The sequence below is a fragment of the Cytobacillus sp. Hz8 genome, from assembly GCF_042263505.1.
In the GTDB taxonomy this organism is placed as follows: domain Bacteria; phylum Bacillota; class Bacilli; order Bacillales; family Cytobacillaceae; genus Bacillus_BE.
This window is the reverse complement of the sequence record NZ_JBHKFI010000008.1, coordinates 149,588-172,069: the sequence shown is the minus strand read 5'-3', so window position 1 is coordinate 172,069 and position 22,482 is coordinate 149,588. Positions and strand designations below refer to the sequence as shown.

Annotated in this window: 25 protein-coding genes; 8 read left to right on the top strand and 17 right to left on the bottom strand. The window is 37.3% G+C overall.

Annotated features, from left to right (window positions below; genetic code table 11):
- Positions 1-143 precede the first annotated feature (143 nt).
- Positions 144-1,313 (top strand): MalY/PatB family protein, encoded by a 1,170-nt coding sequence (locus tag ACE38V_RS12185; RefSeq protein WP_375841517.1) that lies wholly within the window; start codon positions 144-146, stop codon positions 1,311-1,313.
- Between the two features lie 60 nt (positions 1,314-1,373).
- On the opposite strand, the gene ACE38V_RS12180 is transcribed toward ACE38V_RS12185, so the two are convergent.
- On the bottom strand, positions 1,374-1,583 hold the full coding sequence (locus tag ACE38V_RS12180; RefSeq protein ID WP_375841516.1) for a hypothetical protein: 210 nt from the start codon (positions 1,581-1,583) through the stop codon (positions 1,374-1,376).
- Between the two features lie 155 nt (positions 1,584-1,738).
- On the opposite strand from ACE38V_RS12180, the gene kapB reads away from it, so the two are divergent.
- Entirely contained in the window at positions 1,739-2,119 is a 381-nt protein-coding gene (gene kapB / locus ACE38V_RS12175) for a kinase-associated lipoprotein KapB (protein ID WP_375841515.1), read from the top strand.
- A 38-nt stretch (positions 2,120-2,157) separates the two neighbouring features.
- Here the strand turns inward: kapB and kapD are convergent, their stop codons facing one another.
- Complete coding sequence (kapD, locus tag ACE38V_RS12170; RefSeq protein ID WP_375841514.1) at positions 2,158-2,781, bottom strand: 3'-5' exonuclease KapD; 624 nt, start codon at positions 2,779-2,781, stop codon at positions 2,158-2,160.
- Between the two features lie 320 nt (positions 2,782-3,101).
- On the opposite strand from kapD, the gene ACE38V_RS12165 reads away from it, so the two are divergent.
- Positions 3,102-4,910 carry a transglycosylase domain-containing protein gene (locus ACE38V_RS12165; protein WP_375841534.1) on the top strand — a complete coding sequence of 603 codons (1,809 nt, stop codon included), beginning with the start codon at positions 3,102-3,104 and terminating at the stop codon, positions 4,908-4,910.
- A gap of 459 nt (positions 4,911-5,369) precedes the next feature.
- On the opposite strand, the gene ACE38V_RS12160 is transcribed toward ACE38V_RS12165, so the two are convergent.
- Both ACE38V_RS12160 and ACE38V_RS12155 read right to left on the bottom strand, forming a co-directional pair.
- The gene (locus ACE38V_RS12160) at positions 5,370-5,927 is read right to left on the bottom strand and encodes a DUF5366 family protein (RefSeq protein WP_375841513.1); all 558 of its coding nucleotides are present in this window, start codon (positions 5,925-5,927) and stop codon (positions 5,370-5,372) included.
- 87 nt (positions 5,928-6,014) lie between these two features.
- Positions 6,015-6,398, bottom strand: a complete 384-nt coding sequence (locus tag ACE38V_RS12155; RefSeq protein ID WP_375841512.1) for a hotdog fold thioesterase — start codon at positions 6,396-6,398, stop codon at positions 6,015-6,017.
- 180 nt (positions 6,399-6,578) lie between these two features.
- On the opposite strand from ACE38V_RS12155, the gene ACE38V_RS12150 reads away from it, so the two are divergent.
- On the top strand, positions 6,579-6,983 hold the full coding sequence (locus tag ACE38V_RS12150) for a YuzC family spore coat inner layer protein (RefSeq protein WP_375841511.1): 405 nt from the start codon (positions 6,579-6,581) through the stop codon (positions 6,981-6,983).
- Positions 6,984-7,240: 257 nt separating this feature from the next.
- On the opposite strand, the gene ACE38V_RS12145 is transcribed toward ACE38V_RS12150, so the two are convergent.
- The 6 genes from ACE38V_RS12145 to ACE38V_RS12120 all read right to left on the bottom strand — a co-directional run bounded on the left by ACE38V_RS12145 (position 7,241) and on the right by ACE38V_RS12120 (position 12,303).
- Positions 7,241-7,438, bottom strand: a complete 198-nt coding sequence (locus ACE38V_RS12145; RefSeq protein WP_375841510.1) for a hypothetical protein — start codon at positions 7,436-7,438, stop codon at positions 7,241-7,243.
- 100 nt (positions 7,439-7,538) lie between these two features.
- Positions 7,539-7,751 (bottom strand): SpoIIE family protein phosphatase, encoded by a 213-nt coding sequence (locus ACE38V_RS12140; protein ID WP_375841509.1) that lies wholly within the window; start codon positions 7,749-7,751, stop codon positions 7,539-7,541.
- Positions 7,752-7,861: 110 nt separating this feature from the next.
- A complete protein-coding gene (locus ACE38V_RS12135; protein ID WP_375841508.1) occupies positions 7,862-9,367 on the bottom strand; it encodes a leucyl aminopeptidase in 1,506 nt (501 codons plus the stop codon).
- A 148-nt stretch (positions 9,368-9,515) separates the two neighbouring features.
- Positions 9,516-10,226 carry a 3D domain-containing protein gene (locus tag ACE38V_RS12130; protein WP_375841507.1) on the bottom strand — a complete coding sequence of 237 codons (711 nt, stop codon included), beginning with the start codon at positions 10,224-10,226 and terminating at the stop codon, positions 9,516-9,518.
- Positions 10,227-10,406: 180 nt separating this feature from the next.
- The gene (locus ACE38V_RS12125; protein WP_375841533.1) at positions 10,407-10,697 is read right to left on the bottom strand and encodes a YuiB family protein; all 291 of its coding nucleotides are present in this window, start codon (positions 10,695-10,697) and stop codon (positions 10,407-10,409) included.
- Between the two features lie 388 nt (positions 10,698-11,085).
- Complete coding sequence (locus ACE38V_RS12120) at positions 11,086-12,303, bottom strand: NAD(P)/FAD-dependent oxidoreductase (RefSeq protein WP_375841506.1); 1,218 nt, start codon at positions 12,301-12,303, stop codon at positions 11,086-11,088.
- A gap of 366 nt (positions 12,304-12,669) precedes the next feature.
- Here ACE38V_RS12120 and ACE38V_RS12115 point away from each other — a divergent pair, with 366 nt between their 5' ends.
- Entirely contained in the window at positions 12,670-13,665 is a 996-nt protein-coding gene (locus ACE38V_RS12115; protein ID WP_375841505.1) for an NAD(P)/FAD-dependent oxidoreductase, read from the top strand.
- A gap of 34 nt (positions 13,666-13,699) precedes the next feature.
- Here the strand turns inward: ACE38V_RS12115 and ACE38V_RS12110 are convergent, their stop codons facing one another.
- Entirely contained in the window at positions 13,700-14,062 is a 363-nt protein-coding gene (locus ACE38V_RS12110) for a HesB/IscA family protein (RefSeq protein WP_375841504.1), read from the bottom strand.
- A 180-nt stretch (positions 14,063-14,242) separates the two neighbouring features.
- On the opposite strand from ACE38V_RS12110, the gene ACE38V_RS12105 reads away from it, so the two are divergent.
- Positions 14,243-14,947 carry a DUF2225 domain-containing protein gene (locus ACE38V_RS12105; RefSeq protein WP_375841503.1) on the top strand — a complete coding sequence of 235 codons (705 nt, stop codon included), beginning with the start codon at positions 14,243-14,245 and terminating at the stop codon, positions 14,945-14,947.
- A gap of 394 nt (positions 14,948-15,341) precedes the next feature.
- Here the strand turns inward: ACE38V_RS12105 and ACE38V_RS12100 are convergent, their stop codons facing one another.
- Positions 15,342-15,581 (bottom strand): YuzB family protein, encoded by a 240-nt coding sequence (locus ACE38V_RS12100; protein ID WP_375841502.1) that lies wholly within the window; start codon positions 15,579-15,581, stop codon positions 15,342-15,344.
- 329 nt (positions 15,582-15,910) lie between these two features.
- On the opposite strand from ACE38V_RS12100, the gene ACE38V_RS12095 reads away from it, so the two are divergent.
- Positions 15,911-16,975: an NAD(P)/FAD-dependent oxidoreductase gene (locus tag ACE38V_RS12095; protein WP_375841501.1), complete on the top strand. Its 1,065-nt coding sequence runs from the start codon at positions 15,911-15,913 to the stop codon at positions 16,973-16,975.
- Between the two features lie 41 nt (positions 16,976-17,016).
- Here ACE38V_RS12095 and ACE38V_RS12090 read toward each other — a convergent pair whose 3' ends face one another.
- The gene (locus ACE38V_RS12090) at positions 17,017-17,337 is read right to left on the bottom strand and encodes a YuzD family protein (RefSeq protein ID WP_375841500.1); all 321 of its coding nucleotides are present in this window, start codon (positions 17,335-17,337) and stop codon (positions 17,017-17,019) included.
- A 176-nt stretch (positions 17,338-17,513) separates the two neighbouring features.
- Between ACE38V_RS12090 and ACE38V_RS12085 the strand changes: the two genes are divergently transcribed.
- Positions 17,514-17,750, top strand: coding sequence for a NifU family protein (locus ACE38V_RS12085; RefSeq protein ID WP_375841499.1), 237 nt, complete (start codon positions 17,514-17,516; stop codon positions 17,748-17,750).
- A gap of 58 nt (positions 17,751-17,808) precedes the next feature.
- Here the strand turns inward: ACE38V_RS12085 and thrB are convergent, their stop codons facing one another.
- The 4 genes from thrB to yutH all read right to left on the bottom strand — a co-directional run bounded on the left by thrB (position 17,809) and on the right by yutH (position 22,311).
- A complete protein-coding gene (thrB, locus tag ACE38V_RS12080) occupies positions 17,809-18,723 on the bottom strand; it encodes a homoserine kinase (protein WP_375841498.1) in 915 nt (304 codons plus the stop codon).
- On the bottom strand, positions 18,720-19,781 hold the full coding sequence (thrC, locus tag ACE38V_RS12075; protein ID WP_375841497.1) for a threonine synthase: 1,062 nt from the start codon (positions 19,779-19,781) through the stop codon (positions 18,720-18,722). The genes thrB and thrC overlap by 4 nt, the downstream gene beginning before the upstream one ends.
- Positions 19,781-21,076, bottom strand: coding sequence for a homoserine dehydrogenase (locus ACE38V_RS12070; protein WP_375841496.1), 1,296 nt, complete (start codon positions 21,074-21,076; stop codon positions 19,781-19,783). The genes thrC and ACE38V_RS12070 overlap by 1 nt, the downstream gene beginning before the upstream one ends.
- Positions 21,077-21,294: 218 nt before the next feature.
- A complete protein-coding gene (gene yutH, locus ACE38V_RS12065) occupies positions 21,295-22,311 on the bottom strand; it encodes a spore coat putative kinase YutH (RefSeq protein ID WP_375841495.1) in 1,017 nt (338 codons plus the stop codon).
- Between the last annotated feature and the right edge of the window lie 171 nt (positions 22,312-22,482).

Sequence of the window (22,482 nt, the reverse complement as noted above, 5' to 3'; positions counted from 1 at the left end):
AAAAAAATCAAAACCATTTGCCATAAATAAAAAGACATCAACTTATGATAAATTTTTCCTTTCCAATACGATTTTATTTTACTTTTTCTCCTCATAATTTATCATAGATATAAATACATAAAAATTGATTAAGGGGTGACGAAATGACAAAGTATGATTTTAACCAACCAATTAATAGATTGAATACCTCATCTGTAAAATGGGAATTAACAAAGGAAATTTTTGGCACAAGTGACATTCTTCCAATGTGGGTCGCTGATATGGATTTTGCTCCACCAATCGAAGTAAAAGAAGCCATTCAAAATCGAGTCAATCATGGAATTTTTGGTTATACTTTCGCTAAAGCTTCTGTTTCAGAAGCGATCCAAGGATGGGTTAAGAAGAGACATGGTTGGGATATTGAGCTCTCCTGGATTAAATTTCACTCTGGTGTTGTCCCTGCCATCAGCACCACCATACAGGCATTAACTAAGCCAGGGGACAAAATCATGCTCCAATCCCCTGTTTATACACCTTTTTTTACCATGATTGAAAAAAATGAACGAGAAGTCGTCAATTGCCCATTACAGCTCAGTAATCATCGTTACGAAATCGATTTTTCGCAAATGGAAGAGTGCCTTCAATCAGGAGTTAAATTATTCCTGCTCTGCAATCCTCATAACCCAGGTGGAAGAGCTTGGACAGAGTCAGAATTACGGCAAATAGCTGAGCTTTGCAAAAAATATCATTGTCTCATTTTATCTGATGAAATCCATTCTGATCTAATATTTAAGCCGAATCGTCATATTTCAATTGCTTCATTAGATGAATCCTATCAAGACTTTATTTTGACATGTCTGGCACCAACCAAAACATTCAATATCGCCGGCTTGCAAGCATCGGCTATCCTTATTCCAAATCCTGACCAGCGCAAATCGTTTGAGGATACTCTTGCAAAGCAAGGTCTTCATGGCCTGAATCTTTTTGGTCTCACTGCTTTAGAAGCAAGTTATCGCTATGGGGAAGAATGGTTAGAACAATTGCTAGAGTATTTAACCGACAATTTAGAGACCGCCAAAAGCTTTATCAGCAAGCAAATTCCTGAAATTTCTCTGGTTGAACCAGACGGAACCTATTTATTATGGCTAGATTGCCGAAAGCTTGGATTATCAGACCTAGAGTTAAAAAATCAACTTTTACAAAAAGGAAAACTTGGACTTGAACCGGGACCAAAATTTGGACCTGGCGGAGAAGGTTTCGTTAGAATGAACATCGCTTGTACTAAAGCTACACTATTGGATGGACTTGAACGATTAAAGCTGTCATTCAGTTAGATATTAAAAAAGAGCTCCTATTGTTACGAAGGCGATTGAAGTGCAAAAAAAAGAGCAGTCCTATTGACTGTTCTCCTTTTCATTTAGTCGACTCATTCGATCCTCGACTTCTTTCGCCTTTAAGGCCTCTTTTCGAGACACGATAATGAATAATCTCGTTGCCAGCACAGCAGCAATCATGAATATAACTAACCAAATGACAGCTGGAATATATTCACTTTTATCCTCAGGAAAATATAAAAACAGCCCTAAAACATAAGATTGTAGCAAAGCAGTCTCCCTTTCCTCCTATTGACATTGTATAAATAGATTATATCAATAATAAAACGGCTTTCCAATGAAAACAATTACAAACTATTTCTTTGTCTTTTTTTTTCATTTGCGCGATAATACAAATACGATACTATTAGGGTGAGGGGATTATGATGGGAGAACTTCAAATTGGTGATCATGTAACGGCGATTTATAAAACGGGGAAATACATTGGGGAAATAACAGAGATTCGTCCAGAGCATTACCTTGTTCGTGTGCTGGCAGTTCTTAGACATCCCATGCAGGGGGATATCCATCATCCAAAGGACATGGAGGTCAGCTTCTTTCACGAAAGACGAGCATTAGCCTACCGTGAACAAACGAATGTCCCTAAAAAGATGGTCAAGAAATATGAAGAGACAATTCCAGATTACAAAGAATCATTAAAGGAAGCCGTACAAAAAAGCAAACAGGAACTATCAGAGGATTCATCCACTTGGGCTGAAATGAGTTTGAAAAATATTCAGACTTTAGAGGTGGAGTATTTTAAATGAAATGATAAAAGCCAAATCACTTTATAAGGATTTGGCTTTTATGCAAACTTATTTAATAGCTTTGAAAAGTCAACACAATCTCCAATCGTGGTCGGCTCAGTTTTGCCTAAATATCGCTTATCCTTCTCTACTAAACTAAAAATATGGTAGGTTGTTAACGCGTCATCTAATGCCCGATGATGCTTGCCCGTTCCTTCCTTGCCGTAAGCCTGGACAGCCTTCCATAATCCGGTTTGATTTTGATCTCCAAAAAACCTCTTATACTCCATGGATAGATCAATTTCCTTGCCGCAAAAAGGGAATGCTTGATTTACTTTTAAACAATTCTGACGCAGTACCTTCATATCCATATTACCCCAGGTGACAATAGAGTTTTTGCTACTTTTACTACTTAGTTCCTCCAAGTTTTTAACTAACTGGATTAAGGTCATCCCATTATCCACCTGATCCTGGGTGATATTTAGAAAGGATTTGCATCTTCTCGAGAGAACTGGAAATTGAACTGGTTTTACAAAGGAAGAAAACTTGTCGTTTATTTTGTTATCAATAACAGATACCATTCCGACCTCAATAATTTCAGGATAAAATCCTTTAAAGGCAGGGCTTCTTTCTGGCATAGTAAATTCAAAGTCAATAAAGATATACTGGTGCTCCTCGTTCATATATCCCCCTACTTCCTATAAACTAATTTATCAATATACAACTCTTAAAAATATGAAAACTAACGAAATTTTATTCTCTATTATATCACGATAGCAAGGAGTTTTTTTATTTTTCTAAAATATTCTCAAAAAGGAAACAATTGAGCATTTCATCATATCCCCCTTTCTTCCCATAATAAATTAGAGCATTGTACCTTAACCATTTCTGAATTATGATGAGAAAGGACTATAGAAAAATCTTAATTTATTAAAGGAATGAACTGACAAAGGTGCGAATATTCACTGGTTTTATAATTATTTTATTTATCTTTCCCCTGTTTATGTTCCTAATCATCTCAACAGCTAGCGAAACTGATAAAATCCAAAGTTTTGATGATGTTTTAGATGAAAAAATTCAATTGAATCAGGCAAATCTTACACTAACCAGCTATATAGAAGATGCAAATCATCACGTGATCTCTGAGATGTATGGCCCGGTTAACCGAATTTATTTAAAAATGGAGGATATTCCGTCCTTTCTTAAAGATATTTTTATTGTTTCCGAGGATCAGCACTTCTACGAGCACCGCGGCTTCGATGTTTCAGCCATTGCACGTGCACTTACCATAAATATGCGCTCCAATAATATTGAACAGGGTGCTAGTACTATTACACAACAGCTGGCACGAAATCTTTATCTTAATTATGAGAAAACCTATAATCGGAAATTAAGTGAATTGCTGTATGCTTATAAACTGGAACAAACATATTCGAAGGATGAAATCCTTGAACTATATATAAACACCATTTATTTTTCACAGGGAACCTATGGAATCGAAGCAGCTTCAGAAAAATATTTTCAAAAAAAGACAAGTAAACTATCAAAGGCAGAGCTGGCTTTCTTGGCAGCTATTCCGAATAACCCATCTCTATATGATCCACTAAAAACTTTCGGTCGTACAAAAGAGAGACAGGAAAGACTGCTAATCCAAATGAGTGAACAAGGCTATCTCAGCCGTGAAGAGGCAAACCAGTTGATAAAGGAACCGATTCAGCTAAAACTCAAAAAAAGAATCGATGCTTATCCGGACTATACTACTTATGTAGAAAGCGAACTAAAAGAGCTTATCTCCCACAAGGAAGGGTATGATATCAAACTCAAACGGGCCCCTTCTAAGGATCGAGCTCAGCTCGAGCAAAAGCTGGCTCAAAGAGTAGAGGAGGTCATCCACTCAGGTATAATCATCCATACTGCCCTTGATACTTCTGTACAAAAAAGAGCGGTTTCTGCTATAAAAACCTATTTACCCTATCAGGATATAGAGGGGGCAGCAGCCGTGATTAATCATAAGAAACACGAGCTAATCGCACTAGTTGGGGGAAAGAATTACAAAAAATACAATTTCAATAGAGGATATCAGGCCTATCGACAACCTGGATCATCCATCAAGCCTCTGTTGGATTATGCACCTTATATAGAAAGAACTCATTCCTCCTTGGTATCAACCATTGATGCAGGTCCTTTTTGTAGCAAAGGCTATTGTCCAAAAAATTATGGTGGAGCCACGTATGGGATGGTCACTCTTGAGCAAGCCTTTATCCATTCTTACAATACTCCAGCCATTCGCTTATTAAACACCATTGGAATCGAAAATGGCTTTAAAGATCTATCTCATTTTCAATTTCAAAAGGTTGGAACAAGAGATCACACCTTAGCAGCTGCCATTGGGGGATTTACCTATGGGATGACTCCACTGGAACTAACAGGTGCTTATACCGTATTTGGAGATGGAGGATCCTATCTACCCCCTCATGCCATCACGAAAGTAACTGATATCGACGGAAAACTTCTTTACAAATGGGATGACAAAAGTGTCCAAGTATGGAGCCAGGCTACGGTTGATAAAATAAGGACGTTAATGCAAAAAACAGTCACATCCGGAACGGCTCGTAAAGCCTATTTTCCTTCTGACTATGTCGGTGGAAAAACAGGAACCACCAATGATTATAAGGATTACTGGTTTGTTGGACTGACAAAAGCGATTACAGCAGGAGTTTGGGTAGGTCGCGATAATTCAAAAAGCATCCAATCAATTGAATCAAACAGTCCGCAATTATATATATGGAAATCTATAGTATCAGGGTATTAAAAAAGAGGCTGACCCAAAAAGCCGTTAAAAACGATTTTTTAGGGTTAAGCCCTTTTCTTTAGAATGATTTATTGGATATTAATGGATAAAGTTAGTGGACTGGAGTGAATCTTCTGTATTAACCAGTCGTGCTATATTTCATGTACATAAGAAAATCATTCTTTTCTGGTGTATTGTTTGTGTGGTAACTTCATTATACCAAATGGAATGATTTTCTTATTTTTTTAATAAAATTCATACTAATTCTTTTCGCTAAGTTGATTGGGAGTGGAAGGCGCGAAGACTCCTGCTGGAATACGGGGCAGGGGAGACCCCACAGGAGCGATAGCGACGAGGAGAGTCCCCGTCACGCCCGCGGAAAGCGAAGCGCCTGGAACGGAAATCAACGGACAATTTAATAGAACCAAACAAATAAGGGTTGTCCCCAAAGGTTATACTTTTGGGACACCCTCTTTTTTTCTATATTGGCAGGCTTGAAATGATACTATTATATACCTTTATTCCAATAAAAAAGACACCGATTAAAAGTGTTGACCATATAAGAACTTGAAAGAAGATTAACCCAATGATGCCTGTGATTGAGATCGTGGCACTCACTTTAAATACGAAATAAATAAAATAAATCAAGGTTGTGGCTAAAAAAATAACGGCAATACCAATAAAACTAAACATGCTAACTAACGAAAGCGCACCGCCCAAAAAATAGATAATGGAACCTGAGCGAATATTCTTCAAGCAATCCCCTTCCGAATCCTTTGAAAAGAAAAGGAGCGATAGTTCATTAATCGTATCGGCAATCAGCTTTAATGCAGCAAAAACCATAAAAAGGAGGACAAGTAATAAAATCATTAATGAGAGCTTGATTCCGCCTTCTGAGAAAAACTCCCTCATCCCTTCATAGATTCCGATTTTCTTCAAGAATTCAATTAATGTTAGCTCCACCCTTATTGAAATGCTCAAACTAAATAAAAGGATAGAAAAAAGAGGAAAATAGCTTGTAAGATAAGTATTTTTCATTTTAAATTCACCAACTGTCTATTTCCAAGCCAATTAAAAAGAAAGCTTGCCTCTTTTAATAATAGCAAGCTTTCGTTACGGTGAAAATTACTTCTTTTGTTTAATAACCGCCATTGTACATCTTGATACACAAATTAAATTACCTTCTTCATCCGTGATTCTAATATCCCAAACCATTGTCGTTCTCCCTTGATGTAAAACCGTACCAGTTGCAGTAACCACTCCGTCTCTTTTTCCTTTTATATGATTGGCGTTTATTTCAAGACCAACTACTGCTTCTGTTTCTTTATCAACAAGTTCAAAAGCACCGATAGAAGCAACGGTTTCCGCTAAAGCTACAGACGCACCGCCATGTAATAATCCAAATGGCTGTCTTGTTCTTTCATCTACAGGCATCGTGGCAACTACTTTCCCTTTCAAAAGTTCGATTACTTCAATTCCAAGACTGTTGATTAATGTGTTAGTTAACATGTTTTTCCCCCTTTTTATTTCGTCAGAAACAACTAACTGGTTGATTCCATTTAATTCTTAATATATATTCGCCGCCTTCCTTAAATTCCCTTTTCTCTAACTATCTAAAAAATTTAACATAGGATAGGCACTCATTAACATAAATTGAAAGGGGAAAATGATGCGAAAGGGGGGAATAAAATGGATCCATTTTATCCTTATGATCGTTCCTACTATCCAATAAATTATTCCTATTTTCCCCATTACACACCTCAAACAAATTATTCCTTACCTTATACAGCATATCGTTCATTTCCACTGGTTGACCCCAAAATATTTATGGCCTCTGCTAAGCATATGCAAGCTCTCATGCTCGACGCAAGTGTTATTTTGGAAAGGATGGCAACAAACCGAAAGTTTTCATTTGATTTAATGAATGCCGCCCAGCATTCTAATAAGAATAAGGTACAAGATCTAATACGTTCAACCGGAATCAAATCAAAACCGGAGGTCGAATATAATCCTGATGGTCTGAGATTGCTTTTTCTTAAAGATACAACACAAGCAAATTGCTGCCAGTTATTATTACATTTAAGATGGTTTTAACAGGAAGCACCTTTCTCATTTTTTTCTCATATAAAGAAAACTCGCCGATTGGCGAGCCTTCAGGCGCAGACAGAGGCGTAGTTCACCGAAAAAAGAAAAGCGCTTTTTTCGGCTGCGAAGCATTTCTCGTAAGCCTCCCTTTGTGCACTTATACTTTATTCTTAAAATTGGCTTCTACGTCGAATTTTCATCTTTGCTGCCAATTTATACTTTTTTTAAGTACTAAAAAGGACCACCTATCCGACAGTCCTTTTTAGCTATGCTCTATTAATAAAATGGTGGTCCGAATCCATAAATCCATAGCCACCATAGCCACCATAAGGAGGATATGGCGGAAACGGTGGGTAAAACGGCCGTGGCCGAGGGAAAAATACGGCCGAACCAACTAAGCCACCGAGAAATGGCACTCCAAAGAAAAATCCTCTTTGGTCATACGGATTTCGATAATAAGGCATTAAGGTAAACCTCCTTCAACTAAATCTGTACTCCCCTACACTACTTTCATATGCAAATTGCCTAGGATTGGCGTAGGCTAGCCTTCAATTTAGCAGGAGATTACTCCTCTATTTTTAAAAGAACCATTGTAATATCGTCCTTTTGCGGAACACCTAATGTAAAATCAGCAATCGACGCAAGAACCCCTTTCTCATTTTCCTTTTCATTCTTTTCTCTATTGTCCAGTAAAACCTGCATCTGGCGCTCAATTTTGTCCTGTTCCCCCATTTTATTTTGAGCTGCAATAATTCCATCTGTATAGAAAAAAATCATATCCTCCGACTCTTCCCCTTCAATCGGTTGTAACCTATTATTAATTTCTTCCTCTTAGAGGGATTCTTCTACAGAAAAGGCTGTCACATTTGATAGCCTTTTCTTCGATACTATTCAATTGGCTCGAAACGTTCTACTAACAAGGCAAGAGTTCGGACCATAACCCCAGTTGCACCAGCTGGACCAAGTTCATGATCATGATTAATCGTTGCAGTACCAGCAATATCTAGGTGAACCCATGGTGTCTCTTCAGCAAATTCACCAATAAAAGCCGCTCCCATAATTGCATGTCCTTCCCGACCAGGGGAGTTATTTAAATCAGCGATTTTGCTTCCTCTTACCCTCTCCTTATCCTTCTCAAAAATAGGAAGACGCCAAATTGGTTCCCCTGCTTCGTATGCTGCTTCTAACACTTGTTCAAGTAAAACCTCATGATTCGTGAATACACCAGTTGTATCATTTCCAAGAGCGGTAATCACCCCGCCAGTTAAGGTTGCGACATCTACCAAGTAGCTTGCTCCATGATGCTTTGCATAGGTAACGGCATCTGCTAACACGAGTCGGCCTTCAGCATCTGTATTAAGGACTTCAATCGTCTTTCCACTTAAAGAAGTAATCACATCATCCGGTTTAAATGCACCGCCACTAACCATATTATCAGTCGATGGAATCACCGCAACCACATTTTGCTCAGGCTTTAGTTCACCAATAATCTGCATCGCTCCTAATACAGCAGCAGCTCCACCCATATCCGTTTTCATCCCTACGATGCCATCCTTTGATTTGATGGAGTAGCCCCCTGTATCAAAGGTAATCCCTTTCCCAACTAATCCCAAAACATCCTTCCATTCCTCTTTGCCTTGATATTTTAAAACAATCATTTTGGGAGGTTCAATTGACCCTTGATTTACAGCTAGAAGGGCACCCATCCCCAGTTTTAGCATATCTTCTTTTTCTAAAATTTCGACTTCAAAATCATATTCCTGTCCTAATTCTTTTGCATAATCTGCGATATCGGTTGCAGTAAGCATATTACTAGGAAGATTCACTAGTGTACGAGCTGAATTTGTTCCAATTCCAAAAGAATAACCAACAGTAAGGGAAGAATGAATTTCATCACCATCTGCCTGCTCACTTAACACGGTGATCTTTTCTATTTTTTTGCTTCCATCATTCGATTGTTGCTTGTATCCTTCAAAGTGATAGGTCGCGAGGGCAAAGGCCTCGCTTACCGCATGAGCAGCATCAAGAGGATCAACATGAGTTGAGATGAGGGAGTCTAAAAATACTGCAGCTTCAGTTATTCTTCCATTTTCAGCGGCATTAAAGGCTTTTCCTAATGCTTCTCTTAAAATTTCAAAATCAAAATCCTTTTCTTTTCCTAGTCCAACAAATAATAACCGTTGCGCGCCAATTTTTCCAAAGGTATGTACAGTGGAAATTGCCTTTCTTTTTGCAGAAATATCACCTGATTTCACAAGCTGTGTAAGATATCCATCAAATAATTGGTCTAAATTTTCCAGTTGTTCTTCAAATTTCACTGGTTTTTCAAAAACGCCGATAATCAAGATTTCATGATTTGTTGAGAAATCGATTTCATTTTGAACAGTAAACATTTTCATCCTCCTCTTACGATCACTAATGCAATCTCTATTATATCGAAAAAATATCGAATGATACATTTTCTAAGACGAAAAGCATGTACTCCCTCTATTAAATAGAAAGAACGAGACAAGAGTGTCTTGTCTCGTTCTGATAATATTATTATTCTTTTTTAGACTTTAAAAATTGCTGACGGAATACCTGCATCGGTTTCATTTCATTTAATTGCCTTAATTTTTTTTCTGTTAGCTGCCCATCTCCACGTTTCACAACATAGACCTTAATCGTTTTCTTGCCCCACTCCTTATAAACATCACTTACCGTTTCATAATAAAGGTCAAGCCTATTTCCTTTAATGGCTCCTCCCTTATCTGCCACGACACCGAAACCATATTTGGGAACAAAAAGAATCGTCCCAATCGGAAAAACATTTAAATCAGCTGCGATAGTGGAATATAAATCCCTTTTTACCTTTACACCAGAATAGGTAATACCAAACTCTGGGTCATTAGGATTTTTTCCAGTTGATTCATATCCTGCTGTATAACCAGTTGCGACTACCGTTGTCGAGGGATATTGAGACCAATCTTTTTCCTCTAGAGTTGGCTTTTTTCCCTTCACTTCCTCACTTGAAGAAATCAATGTTTGATCTTTGCTTTTATGGTTTAATTCCTTCATGGCTAAGCCAAGTAGTCTATCATCATTTGTTAAATAAGTCCCATCATAATCAGTCATTGAATCAGATCCGGTTTCCATTGAAACCATAATGGTCTTTGCGTTCACTCCAGAAATAGATTGAAAGGTTGTAAAGAGTGCTGCTAAAAACAAGATGGTCATGATCAAACGTCTTGTCCACTTTTTCAAATTATTCATAGAAAATTTTCACTCCTTCCATGAATATTCATTTCCCATATTCAGATGAAATATTCATAAAAAGGAAAAAAACAAGCTAAGATAAGTGAATTTTTAGATTTTTTATACAATAAAAAAGGGAATCACACTTGCTTCACCTGAAGCAATGTTGATTCACCCATCCTTTGTTACAATTCCATTTTAAAACATTTGATAGCCTTTTTTGCGTAAAATTCTCATCGTAATTCCTGCACCAATAGCACCAAGAAAACCGCTTCCAACAATAAATATATCCACAAGCGCCATCCCAGTTAAGGCGTGTCCTAAACTTATAAATGCCTCTTTACTATTCGTAAAATAATCAACAAACCGCACCTTATCAATGAGAAAAATCGCTACAATTGGAAAAATGATTGCCATAATCCAAGTCATTCTTAATAGCATATTTAAAATAAAGCCAATTCCAAAAAATAAAACAAAAAACAGCAACATGGAAATGATTGTAATTGGCAATGCTAATATCGTGTCATGCAAAGCTGATACCCTCCCTTATCACCCATCAATCTTAAGTTTAACTGAACCTATAAAAAAGAGTCAATTTATATTTATGATTTAGTTGATCAATCAAATATTTGGTGGCGATGTTGATTCAGTTGAATTTTCAAGATATAAATCCACAGGGGGAGTATGGGTATTTTTTTATAAAGGTACCTTTCGTAATTTTTGTTGCTCTTCGTATACATTTATAGAAGCTTTCGGATAGTTCGGCTGATTTCCAAAGCTATTCAGTCTGAATCACGAATTCATTCGGATAGCAAGAAAACAGCGTATATAAAGGAATGAGACTGACTCATTCGGAGCCAGCCTCATTTTTCTTTTATTAGAATAATTTAAACTTTCCTTTTTTCAAGACTAGTGATGCGCCACCAATCATAAATAACGCGCGGTTATCAATGACTTTTTTCATAAAGGAAGCTTTTGTTCCAACTAGCTTCTTGCCGAAAACAAGACCAACGGCATCGTCTTCACCTAGGGAACATACAGACCCTTTAATGTCGGGAACAAACGTTTCTAGTTCTGTTTTTTCACGAACAAGGGCGACTAAGTTTTTCGCACATGTGATTCCCTGTTGCATAGCGATTTGTGCAGTTGGTGGATATGGACGATTAATTTCTTCATTAATAAATAGTGAGCAATCACCGATAATAAAGATATTGTCATGTCCTGGTACACGTAAATCTTTTTCCACTTTCACACGAGCACGCATTGCTTCAAAGCCTGACTTTTCGATGATGGAGTTTCCACGAACACCAGCAGCCCAAACAACTGTACCAGCTTTGATTTCTTCTAATTCATCTTCCCCTTTACTAACAAGGATCCCATCTTTTGTTGCTTCCTTGATGGCTGTACCAATTTTGAAAGTAACACCTTTCTTTTCTAATTTAGCAACAGCGTAATCAACTAGCTCTGAATCAAATCCAGGTAAAACCACCGGTGCTGCTTCCACACAATAAATCTTCACTTTTTGTGGGTCAATATCGTATTCACGGCATAGCTCAGGAACACGATTTGTAAGCTCACCTAAAAATTCGATTCCAGTAAAACCAGCCCCACCAACCACAATCGTCAAGCGGTCATCATTTTTTACTTCTTCTGTATTATAAGTAGCAAATTGATATTCAATATGTTCACGAATTTGACGTGCTGCGTTCACATTGACAATCGAAAATGCATATTCTTTTAATCCTTTGATCCCAAACGTTTCAGATTCAGCACCTAAAGCAATCACGAGATAATCATAAGATATTTCCCCACTATCGAGCACAACTACTTTATCAGCTGGTTTCACTTCTAACGCGGTTCCGCAAACAAGTTCCACTTTATTACGATCTAGAACATTGCTTATATCATAACGTACTCGGTCATGATGTAAAGTACCTGCTGATGCTTCATGTAACCAAGTAGTTTCATAATGATAATCATTTTTGTTTACTACGACGATATCTGCTTCATTAACCCCTAATGTTTTTTGTAATTGTGTTGCTGCCATCAATCCACCGTAACCGGCTCCGAGGATGACGATTTTTGGCTTTCTCAAGAATAATCACTTCCAACCATTTTATTTTTTCTGCAATTTCCCTTATTTTAACCGCTACGTCTAATATTATTTTTAAATAGCGCTAAAAAGTTTGTGATGTTTTTCACGAAAACAGACAAAAAAATGTAAGAAAATTGTCACGAAACGTTAACATATTTTCTATCTAACATCATATTCCTTTTTCTTGTTATTTTCAAGCTTTTATTTCCACAGATAATAATTTTCTTAACGTTATTAATATCATAATCATACTTTTATTTTTAATCTTTCGAAAATCATTTTTCTTGGAGTATTCTTCGAGTGATTCCAGAACTTTTGTGGTATTATAATGGAAGAAAAACGTACTTTATGGTGGGAGGACTTGATGTGAAAGAAGATCAAAGGGTTTATGATATTACAATAATTGGCGGAGGTCCCATTGGACTTTACACAGCTTTTTATGGTGGAATGAGACAGGCTACTGTGAAGATAATTGAAAGCTTACCTCAGCTCGGTGGACAATTATCTGCGCTTTACCCAGAAAAATATATATATGATGTAGCCGGATTTCCAAAGGTTCGTGCACAAGAATTAATTAATAATTTAAAAGAACAGATGGCGAAATTTAATCCAACTGTTGTTCTCGAACAATCCGTTGAAAAACTCGTGAAACAGGATGATGGCGTTTTTAAGCTAACAACAGATAGAGAGGTCCATTACTCCAAAGCAATTATTATTACTGCTGGAAATGGGGCTTTTCAACCACGCCGCTTAGAGCTCGAAGCAGCCCAACAATACGAAAGAAAAAACCTCCATTACTTTATTGATGATCTCAACCATTTTGCAGGTCAACGCGTCGTGGTCTTTGGTGGTGGCGATTCTGCAGTCGATTGGGCATTAATGCTAGAACCTATTGCCGAAAAAGTGACCATTATTCACCGTCGCGATAAATTCCGTGCTCATGAGCATAGTGTTGAAAATCTACAAAATTCAAAAGTTGAAATCAAAACTCCGTTTGTTCCTGCAGACATTATTGGAGACGAAGAAGGTATTAAACAAGTAGTTATCAAGGAAGCAAACGGGGAAAACCTTGAAACAATCGATGTTGATGCCGTTATCGTGAACTACGGTTTCGTTTCCTCTCTTGGTCCTATTAAAGAATGGGGTCTTAATATCGAAAAAAATGCGATTGTTGTGAATTCAAAAATGGAAACAAATATCCCAGGAATTTATGCAGCAGGTGATATTTGTACATATGATGGAAAAGTAAAATTAATTGCTTGCGGATTTGGCGAAGCTCCAACTGCTATCAATAACGCAAAAACCTATATGGATCCAAAGGCAAGAATCCAGCCACTTCATAGCTCTTCTATGTTTAACTAAAATCATTAAAAAGAGAGGCATATCACCTCTCTTTTTAACATTCTTCGGGTGTTCCCGTATTATTAGCGGTTCGAAATGATGACCCACATCCGCATGATGCAATCGCATTTGGATTATCAATCGTAAAGCCGCCGCCCATTAAGGATTGCTTATAATCAATTTTAGTCCCCTTTAGAATTGTCGCACTTTCTTGATCAACAAGAATCTTCAGCCCAAACTGCTCAAGTTGGATATCATTTGCTTCCACTTCATGAGCAAATCCCATTCCATAGGATAAACCGCTGCAGCCTCCACCTTGAATCGCAATTCTCAAAAAAGCATTTTCCTCTTCATTTTCTTTCATCATATCTTTTATTTGCAAGGACGCAGCCTCAGTAAGCTCTACAATATTTGTCATTCATGACCCTCCCATCTTTCGAATCTTACTAATAGTATATACACTACCCCCTCTATTCTCAACTTTAAACAATCCTCTTAATTCCTATAGGATAGTTCTTTAAGTTCAAAAAATAAGGTATAATAGTCTTAGTATTATAATAACAATTATGAGAATAGTCCTAAACAGAAGGTGATTGATATGACAGAAATTCCACCACTTTATGATAAAAAATGCCAATGTTTACATTGTAAAAAAGCCTTCACCACTAAAAAAGTGCGGTCTAGATATGTGAAGGTGTTAGAATATGACACCGATTTTTTCCCAACCTATTCTTCTGAAGAAACAAACCCCATACTTTATTATGTTAATGTCTGCCCACATTGTGGTTTCTCATTTACAAATGAGTTTGCTCCTTCTTTTCCGCCTGGCATCAAAGAAGTCATTGAAGAGAAAATATGTAAACAATGGGTTCCTCATGACTTTGGAAACAAACGGACAATCCAGGAAGCCATTAATACCTATAAGCTTGCAGTTTATTGTGCAACTTTAAAAAGAGAAAAACATATCTATTTAGCAGGTTTATATATGCGATTAGTCTGGTTATATCGCACATTAAAAAACATCGAGCAGGAAAATCGATTTATCAAACTCGCCCGAGAGGAATATATGGAATCCTATATGGATGATGATTTCAAAGGAACACAAGTATCAGATGTCAGAATTCTATACTTAATAGGGGATTTATCACGAAGAATGTCTGACCTCGACCAAGCCGTTAAATACTTTTCAAAGGTCATAGAAAAACAAAACCAAACCATTGAGACAAAGATTGTCGAAATGGCAAAAGAAAGATGGTTTGAGATCAGAGATGCCAAAAAAGCAAAAGAACCTATTCAGGAATAAAGAGAAACGGACTATATGGAAATATAGTCCGTTTCCACTAGGCTACTATATAAAGTGAAACTTCCATCAGTGGGGGTTTTCGACGCACAGGACGTGAAGTGTGCAGACTTAAGTGTTGACGTCGCGCTTTTAGTCTGCCATTCATCCCCCACTGATGGTTAGTCACGCAAAGCCTGATTGATTTTTCTAAGGGCTGAAGCCCAAAGAAAAATCTTATTTCACTTATCACGCTCATAACGCCACATCCTGTGGCTTCGCCTGACTAGGACCTTAATCTCTCGTCGGACCTTTACGGACAGTTGATCTCCCACTTATCTTCTTCGTATTCTCAGAATCTTGAAGTGGGAGTCAAAATGTCCGTTAAGAGTGGGATAAATTTACTAGCAAAACCTTATTAAAATACTGGATTCTCTTCAATCTGCTGGTAAATATTATTTACTAGTTCCTCCGTACTGCTGCCTGTTACAAAGACTCCATCTACCAAAGCAAATAATTTAGCTGAGCATTTCCCACAATAACCGAGACACCCATATTCAATGACATCTAAATTCGGATCGTTTTCTAACTGCTCCTTCGCCTTTTGTGAGCCACTCACAATATTACTAATGCAAAATTCGATTATGGGCCTCATCACAATCATTCACCTCAGAATCCTTCTATTCTCATCCATAAAGTATGTTTTGTATAATTTTTACTAATAAGTTTGTTATTGGATTTACCAAATGTACCTTCTTCATATATTTTACCATAAAATTTCTATATGCACTTTTTATATGACTTTGTCAAGTTTTCATTACTGAAGTGTTGAGATTTTGTAACAATTTAGATATACTTTTAATGTTGTTCACTATTTTTATCATTTTGATATTTATTATTTTCCAATAATATCAAATTCATTTTTTGTATAAGTGTTAGTTAGGGTTGGGAGAAAAAAAGAGAACGGATACAAAAGGGGAAATTAAGATGAAAAATCTAGTCATTCTTGGAGGAGGATACGGTGGAATGCGCATGCTTGCGAGGCTATTGCCAAACTTGCCTGAAAACATAAGCATCACGCTTGTTGATCGTCATCCGTATCATTGTTTGAAAACGGAATATTATGCATTAGCAGCCGGAACTATTTCAGATCAGCACATTCGTGTTGCTTTTCCGGAACATCCACGTCTAAACGTTGTATTCGGTGAAATTATCGAAATCAGTCTAGAGTCCAACAAAGTTTTATTAAACGACAATAGCGAAATTCAGTACGATGATTTAATCATCGGGTTGGGTTGTGAAGACAAATATCACAATGTTTCAGGTGCAAAGGAGTATACATATAGCATTCAATCAATTGAGAACGCTCGTTGCACCTATGAAAGGTTGAATAATTTGCCACCAGATTCAATTGTTTCCATCGTCGGTGCTGGTTTAAGCGGAGTCGAGTTAGCTAGTGAACTAATTGAAAGTCGACCAGATTTAAAAATTAAGTTATTTGACCGTGGAAAGCACATCCTTGCTGCCTTTCCTGAAAGGTTAAGCACCTATGTCGAAAATTGGTTTGATAATCACAATGTAGAAATCATCAGTAATTCTAATATTACTAGAATGGAAGAAAATACAGTCTTCAATCACGATGAACCGATACCATCTGATTGTATCGTCTGGACTGCTGGAATTCAGCCAAATATTGTTGTCCGTGAAATGGAGGCTGAAAAAGATTCTCAAGGACGACTTGTCATTACACCTTATCACAATCTTCCTAATAACGAACATGTTTACGTCGTCGGTGATTGTGCCAGTTTGCCTCATGCACCAAGTGCTCAGCTTGCTGAAGGTCAAGCAGACCAAATCGTCCAAATTCTATTAAAACGTTGGAATAATGAAGAACTACTGGAAGCACTACCAACCATTAAATTAAAAGGAATCTTAGGATCACTCGGAAAAAAACACGGCTTTGGTCTAGTGAATGAAAAGGCAATTACAGGCAGAGTAGCTCGTTTATTAAAGTCAGGAATTCTATGGATGTACCGATATCATAACGGTTAATAATATTAGCCTCTCATGATGCTAAACATGAGAGGCTAATATTATTGGTATCCATATTTCTCCATTTCAGCATAAATCACTTTTAATTTAGGATTCCCTTCACCAACAATTTTATTGCCGATCACGACAACAGGATAAAATAAATTCTCCTCAATAATACGCGTTGCAAACTCTTGCTTTTCTTTATTCATCGGAGGTTGATAAATATCAACGTATGAAATCAAAAAAGGCTGCTCCTTAAATTTTCTTTTTAAGGCTGCTTCAATCCATTCATACGTATCTTTAGCTGATGGTAGATTCACACAGCTCGCACAAACTTGCTCTGCACCAAAAATAATAATTTCAACCGGATTCTGCAGCAAAATCACATCACCTATTCTTAAATTTTTCCCAGTTACAGCTAACTGCTTTTATTTTACAATATAACCACATTAAATAACTACTAAAATAGTCTTGATGTGTATTAAATTCAGTTCTCTACAATAGATTTTTCATGTTAATATGCTTATAATATAAAATAAGAAAGGAGCGATTTCTCATGTTAGATTTAGAAATGAAAGAACAAGTTCAAGAAGTTTTAGATAAATTACGTCCATTTCTTCTTCGTGATGGCGGAGATTGCGAATTAGTTGATGTAGAGGACGGAATCGTAAAATTACGCTTATTGGGAGCCTGCGGAAGCTGCCCAAGCTCAACCATTACCTTAAAGGCTGGAATTGAACGTGCCTTATTAGAAGAGGTTCCTGGAATCATTGAAGTGGAACAAGTTTTTTAATTTTTCCAAAAAAAAGAGGCTGATTGATAAAATCAGTCTCTTTTTTTTTGTTACTTTATTAAATTACTTTCCTTTTCTGGGTAACTTTACTTCCTCCCTGATCCACAGTTAAGTGTAAAAATTGCAAATGTGGGAGTTCCTCTTGTAACCTTTTCAGTAAGGCTTGACCTTTTCCACTTTCCACTAAACAAATCACGGTTGGACCAGCACCACTAAGGGCAATGCCATAAGCCCCTCTAACGGGTGCCATTTTTTCAAGCTCTTCTAAGTACGGAACCAATTTTTTCCGATATGGCTGATGGTATAGATCCTGACTCATCATTTTCCCCGCCAATTTTAAATCTCCACTAAGTAAGGCAGCAACCATGACATTTCCAACTGCTCCTGCATGAACGGCATCATAGAAGGATAATTGATTTGGTAATACCCCTCTAGATTCCTTTGTTAATAGCTCTTCTTTTGGAACCACAGCTATAACATCGAACTGGACCAAATTGGAATGAATAACATCTATCCCACTCTCTGACATGCTACCAATAACCAGTCCACCAAATATAGAGGCACCAACATTATCTGGATGGCCTTCTATTTTAGCTGCAATGGCTAATTTTTCATGATTAGATAATTTCAAATTAGCTAATGAATTCGCAAGCTCTATCCCAGCAACAATCGCGGAGGCACTAGAACCAAGTCCCCGTGCAACTGGAATCTCACTCATAACCCGAATTTTACACGGTGATAAGTTTTTTCCAAATTGAGCAGCCGTCTGTAATGCAATGGCAACCATCATATTTGATTCATCGGTAGGGTAAGCCTTTAGTTCATCTGTTAAAGGAATGACCTCCCATCGATCTGACCGCTCGGCCTCCAGTGTTAGGTAGAGACTAAGAGCAAGTCCTACTGAATCAAAGCCCGGACCTAAATTAGCGGTGCTGGCTGGTATTTTGATAATGAGCATGTCATCAGGGCTCATAGAAGCACAACTCCCTTAATATGTTCGGTAACCTTCTTTTCATCATTAGGTAAGGCAATTGGTTTAATCGGACCCACATTGATAGCAGTGTCTGGATCCTTTAATCCATTTCCCGTTAAGATGGCGACAACCTTGGAGCCTTTTCTAATTTCTCCACTTTGCAATTGTTTATATACTCCAGCAATAGAGGCACAGGAACCAGGCTCTGCGAAAACTCCTTCTGTTGAAGCAATTAATTTATAGGCGCTAACGATTTCTTCATCTGTTACTTCATCAATTTTTCCTTTTGATTCTTTAGCAGCATTCACTGCTAAATCCCAGCTTGCTGGATTCCCAATCCGAATGGCTGTGGCAATGGTTTCTGGATTTTCGAAGACACGATTATGAACAATCGCGGCGGCACCTGCTGCTTCAAAGCCACGCATTTCTGGTAAACCCGTTTGTTTAGCGGCATGATATTCTTTAAACCCTTTCCAATAGGCACTAATATTCCCAGCATTTCCTACTGGCAATGCCAAGATATCCGGTGCCCCACCAAGTTGATCACATACCTCAAAGGCAGCTGTTTTTTGCCCTTCAAGGCGGAAAGGATTGACGGAATTTACCAGTGTTACTGGTTCTTTCTCACTAATGTGGCGGACCATTTTTAACGCTTGGTCAAAGTTTCCTTCAATTGAAATAATCTCAGCTCCGTACATAACTGCTTGGGCTAACTTACCAAAGGCAATTTTTCCTTCCGGTATCACGACAATACACTTAAGTCCGGCCCGTGCAGCATAAGCTGCTGCAGATGCAGAGGTATTTCCAGTCGAAGCACAAATCACTGTACTGCTTCCCGCTTCCTTTGCCTTGGCTACAGCCATGACCATGCCTCTGTCTTTAAAAGAGCCTGTTGGATTTGCTCCTTCTGTTTTCACATATAACTCTATACCCCATTGTTCTGATAGCTTCTCAAGCTTAATGAGTGGCGTATTTCCTTCATTTAGAGTGAGCATTGGTGTTTGATCACTAATTGGCAAATAGGCTTTATATTCTTGTAACAATCCGCCCCATCTCATTATTTTCCACTTCCTTCGACTCGATATGAACTTTTTAATTCTTTGACAGCTTCCAAATCTCTTAATTGTAATAAGATATCCTCATAATCACTTAATGAGGCATGGTGGGTAACTAAGACGATTTCAGCAAGCCCTTTTTCCTTAACTGGCATTTGCAGAATTTTTTCAAAGCTAACACCATGTGCAGAGAAAATCGATGTAATATTTGCAAAAACGCCTACTTCATCTTTCACATGAAGTCTTAAGAAATATTTTGAAAAAATTTCATCTGGATTTTTTAAGTTCTTTTTATATTGAAGATCAATCGCACTCTTTCCATTTACACCCAGACGCATATTTTTAATCACCACCACTAAATCAGAAACCACTGATGTAGCCGTTGGGAGGCTCCCAGCCCCAGGGCCATAGAACATCGTTTCTCCGACTGCTTCACCATAAACATAAACAGCGTTATATTCATCTTGAACAGAGGCCAGCGGATGAGAATCAGATAATAAGGTTGGCTGTACACTAACTTCTACCTTTTCATCATCGCGCTCAGCAATGCCAATAAGTTTCATCGTATAGCCAAATTGTTTCCCATATTGCAAATCTTCTTGCGTAATTTTCGTAATCCCTTCAACCTTGACATCATCTAAATCAATTTTCATGGAAAAGCCTAATGTAGCAAGAATGGTCATTTTTCGCGCGGCATCCAATCCCTCTACGTCTGAGGTTGGATTACTTTCTGCAAACCCTAATTCCTGAGCCTCCTTTAGCACATTATCATAAGAAGCGCCATATTTGCTCATTTTCGTAAGAATAAAATTGGTTGTGCCATTGACAATCCCCATCATCTTCTGAATACGATCAGAAGCTAAACCATCCACTAAGCTTCTTAAAATAGGAATTCCTCCCGCTACACTTGCCTCGTAAAAAAGATCACAGCCATTTTCTGAGGCGACGGTCAGCAATTCTGATCCATAAACCGCCATTAAATCCTTATTTGCCGTTACAACATGTTTTTTATTCTTTAGGGCATTTAAGAGGAGACCTCTTGTGTTTTCAATTCCTCCCATAACTTCAATAACCACATCTATTTCAGGATTATGAATGATTTCATCTGGATGATTTGTCAGAACTGATGCAGGAACTTCAACAGCTCTTTCCTTATTAACATCTTTCACTAAAATTTTTTTGATTACAACGGGACATCCTACTTGGTGCATGAGTTTGTCTTGATGATTCTCTATAATTTTCACCACTCCTGAACCAACAGTTCCTAAGCCCAGTAATCCAACGGAAATTGCCTTCACTTAATCAACCCTCTCCCCAGTCTATTTATGATGTACATTTGTCTTTATATAGTAGACATTATAAGGATTACTTTCGACTTTTACAATAGTTTTTTGAGTGTTCCAAGTATTGCAAACGTTTACTTCCCTTGTATTTCAAGAAAAAATAAAAAATTTAGAATTAAATAAAAAACTCTTACTTCATATAATAAAGTAAGAGCGGCTTAAATACATTAAAATTATCGAATTTTATTTAACCATTCTACAGAAGGGATATGATTCATTTTAACTGGAACTTCCACAAGCTGAAAAAATCTTGCTAAAAATTGCTCATGTTCACTCGTTTGCTGCAAATATTTCTTTAATTGATCCTGAAGCAGATTTTTATGTTGTTCTGATGTGGCCATATAATAGCCCTCTATACATTCATAATAATGCAATGGAAATAACAATCGAGAATATAATAACCTCCAACTAAAGGAAGATAAAGGAGCAATTGATTGATAATCCTTCATAAATTGAACTAATTCGGGCTGATAGGTTTGGCTATTCCATAAATACCTTTCTCGAATCCATTCGGCAACATCCCTTGTGGAATGATCAAATACCCAATCAAATGGATTCTTGAGGAAATAATAGTCTCCCCAATTTTTTTGATGAAATTTCAAATGACAAACAGTTCCGTTATCAACAACTAACGGATCATCATCTAACTCCGTATCAACTAGATATTGGATGGCATTTTCCGATAATCCCATATAATAAGGGAAGGACTCCAAAAACATTCTTTCAAAATCATTTTCTGGAGGTTGAAAGAGCTTCTCCGTCCATACTCTCTCCATTTGATTTAATCTTTGTTCCCAAAATTGTTTCCACTGTCCAATTCTCTTGATTTTTTGTACTGGGAAAGTAACCTGCCTTCCTCTAAAATGAAATTTTGCAAGTTTTCTTCCAAGATGTTGCAAATTCTTAGTTGTTTTCAGATTTCGAGCAACAAGGACACAAAAGAATTGCTCTCCTACCTTTGCATGTAACGAGTCCTCTTTTGTTTTAAGAATTTCACAAACATTCTTATCACCATTATGAAGAAAATGATTTACTAAGCTCTCTAATTCTTTAAGTTCATCTTGATCTATATTTCCGACAGGAACCAATAAGTATAATTGATTTTGCTCTAAGCATGCTTCATATTTTCCTATCATCAATTGTTCCTTCGTCTGAATTCCATAGTGCTGCTGAAGTATGCTGATTAACATGATTTCCACCTCCTTGAAAATCATCCCTATTGCCATTTATATGATTACATTCGTAAAAATTGAAGTAATTCTTTCATGAATAATCAGAACTCATGGATGAAAGTAGCGGAGATAACATAAATTAACCCATATTAGCCCATTGCATAATTTAATAAGAGATGAAGGCATAAA

Bases quoted from the DNA above. Each gene is read 5' to 3' on its own strand.
- ACE38V_RS12185 (WP_375841517.1), top strand. From the start codon at position 144: ATGACAAAGTATGATTTTAACCAACCAATTAATAGATTGAATACCTCA.
- kapB (WP_375841515.1), top strand. From the start codon at position 1,739: ATGGGAGAACTTCAAATTGGTGATCATGTAACGGCGATTTATAAAACG.
- kapD (WP_375841514.1), bottom strand. From the start codon at position 2,781: ATGAACGAGGAGCACCAGTATATCTTTATTGACTTTGAATTTACTATG.
- ACE38V_RS12165 (WP_375841534.1), top strand. From the start codon at position 3,102: ATGTTCCTAATCATCTCAACAGCTAGCGAAACTGATAAAATCCAAAGT.
- ACE38V_RS12160 (WP_375841513.1), bottom strand. From the start codon at position 5,927: ATGAAAAATACTTATCTTACAAGCTATTTTCCTCTTTTTTCTATCCTT.
- ACE38V_RS12155 (WP_375841512.1), bottom strand. From the start codon at position 6,398: ATGTTAACTAACACATTAATCAACAGTCTTGGAATTGAAGTAATCGAA.
- ACE38V_RS12150 (WP_375841511.1), top strand. From the start codon at position 6,579: ATGGATCCATTTTATCCTTATGATCGTTCCTACTATCCAATAAATTAT.
- ACE38V_RS12145 (WP_375841510.1), bottom strand. From the start codon at position 7,438: ATGCCTTATTATCGAAATCCGTATGACCAAAGAGGATTTTTCTTTGGA.
- ACE38V_RS12140 (WP_375841509.1), bottom strand. From the start codon at position 7,751: ATGATTTTTTTCTATACAGATGGAATTATTGCAGCTCAAAATAAAATG.
- ACE38V_RS12135 (WP_375841508.1), bottom strand. From the start codon at position 9,367: ATGTTTACTGTTCAAAATGAAATCGATTTCTCAACAAATCATGAAATC.
- ACE38V_RS12130 (WP_375841507.1), bottom strand. From the start codon at position 10,226: ATGAATAATTTGAAAAAGTGGACAAGACGTTTGATCATGACCATCTTG.
- ACE38V_RS12125 (WP_375841533.1), bottom strand. From the start codon at position 10,697: ATGTTGCTGTTTTTTGTTTTATTTTTTGGAATTGGCTTTATTTTAAAT.
- ACE38V_RS12110 (WP_375841504.1), bottom strand. From the start codon at position 14,062: ATGACAAATATTGTAGAGCTTACTGAGGCTGCGTCCTTGCAAATAAAA.
- ACE38V_RS12105 (WP_375841503.1), top strand. From the start codon at position 14,243: ATGACAGAAATTCCACCACTTTATGATAAAAAATGCCAATGTTTACAT.
- ACE38V_RS12095 (WP_375841501.1), top strand. From the start codon at position 15,911: ATGAAAAATCTAGTCATTCTTGGAGGAGGATACGGTGGAATGCGCATG.
- ACE38V_RS12085 (WP_375841499.1), top strand. From the start codon at position 17,514: ATGTTAGATTTAGAAATGAAAGAACAAGTTCAAGAAGTTTTAGATAAA.
- thrB (WP_375841498.1), bottom strand. From the start codon at position 18,723: ATGAGCCCTGATGACATGCTCATTATCAAAATACCAGCCAGCACCGCT.
- thrC (WP_375841497.1), bottom strand. From the start codon at position 19,781: ATGAGATGGGGCGGATTGTTACAAGAATATAAAGCCTATTTGCCAATT.
- yutH (WP_375841495.1), bottom strand. From the start codon at position 22,311: ATGTTAATCAGCATACTTCAGCAGCACTATGGAATTCAGACGAAGGAA.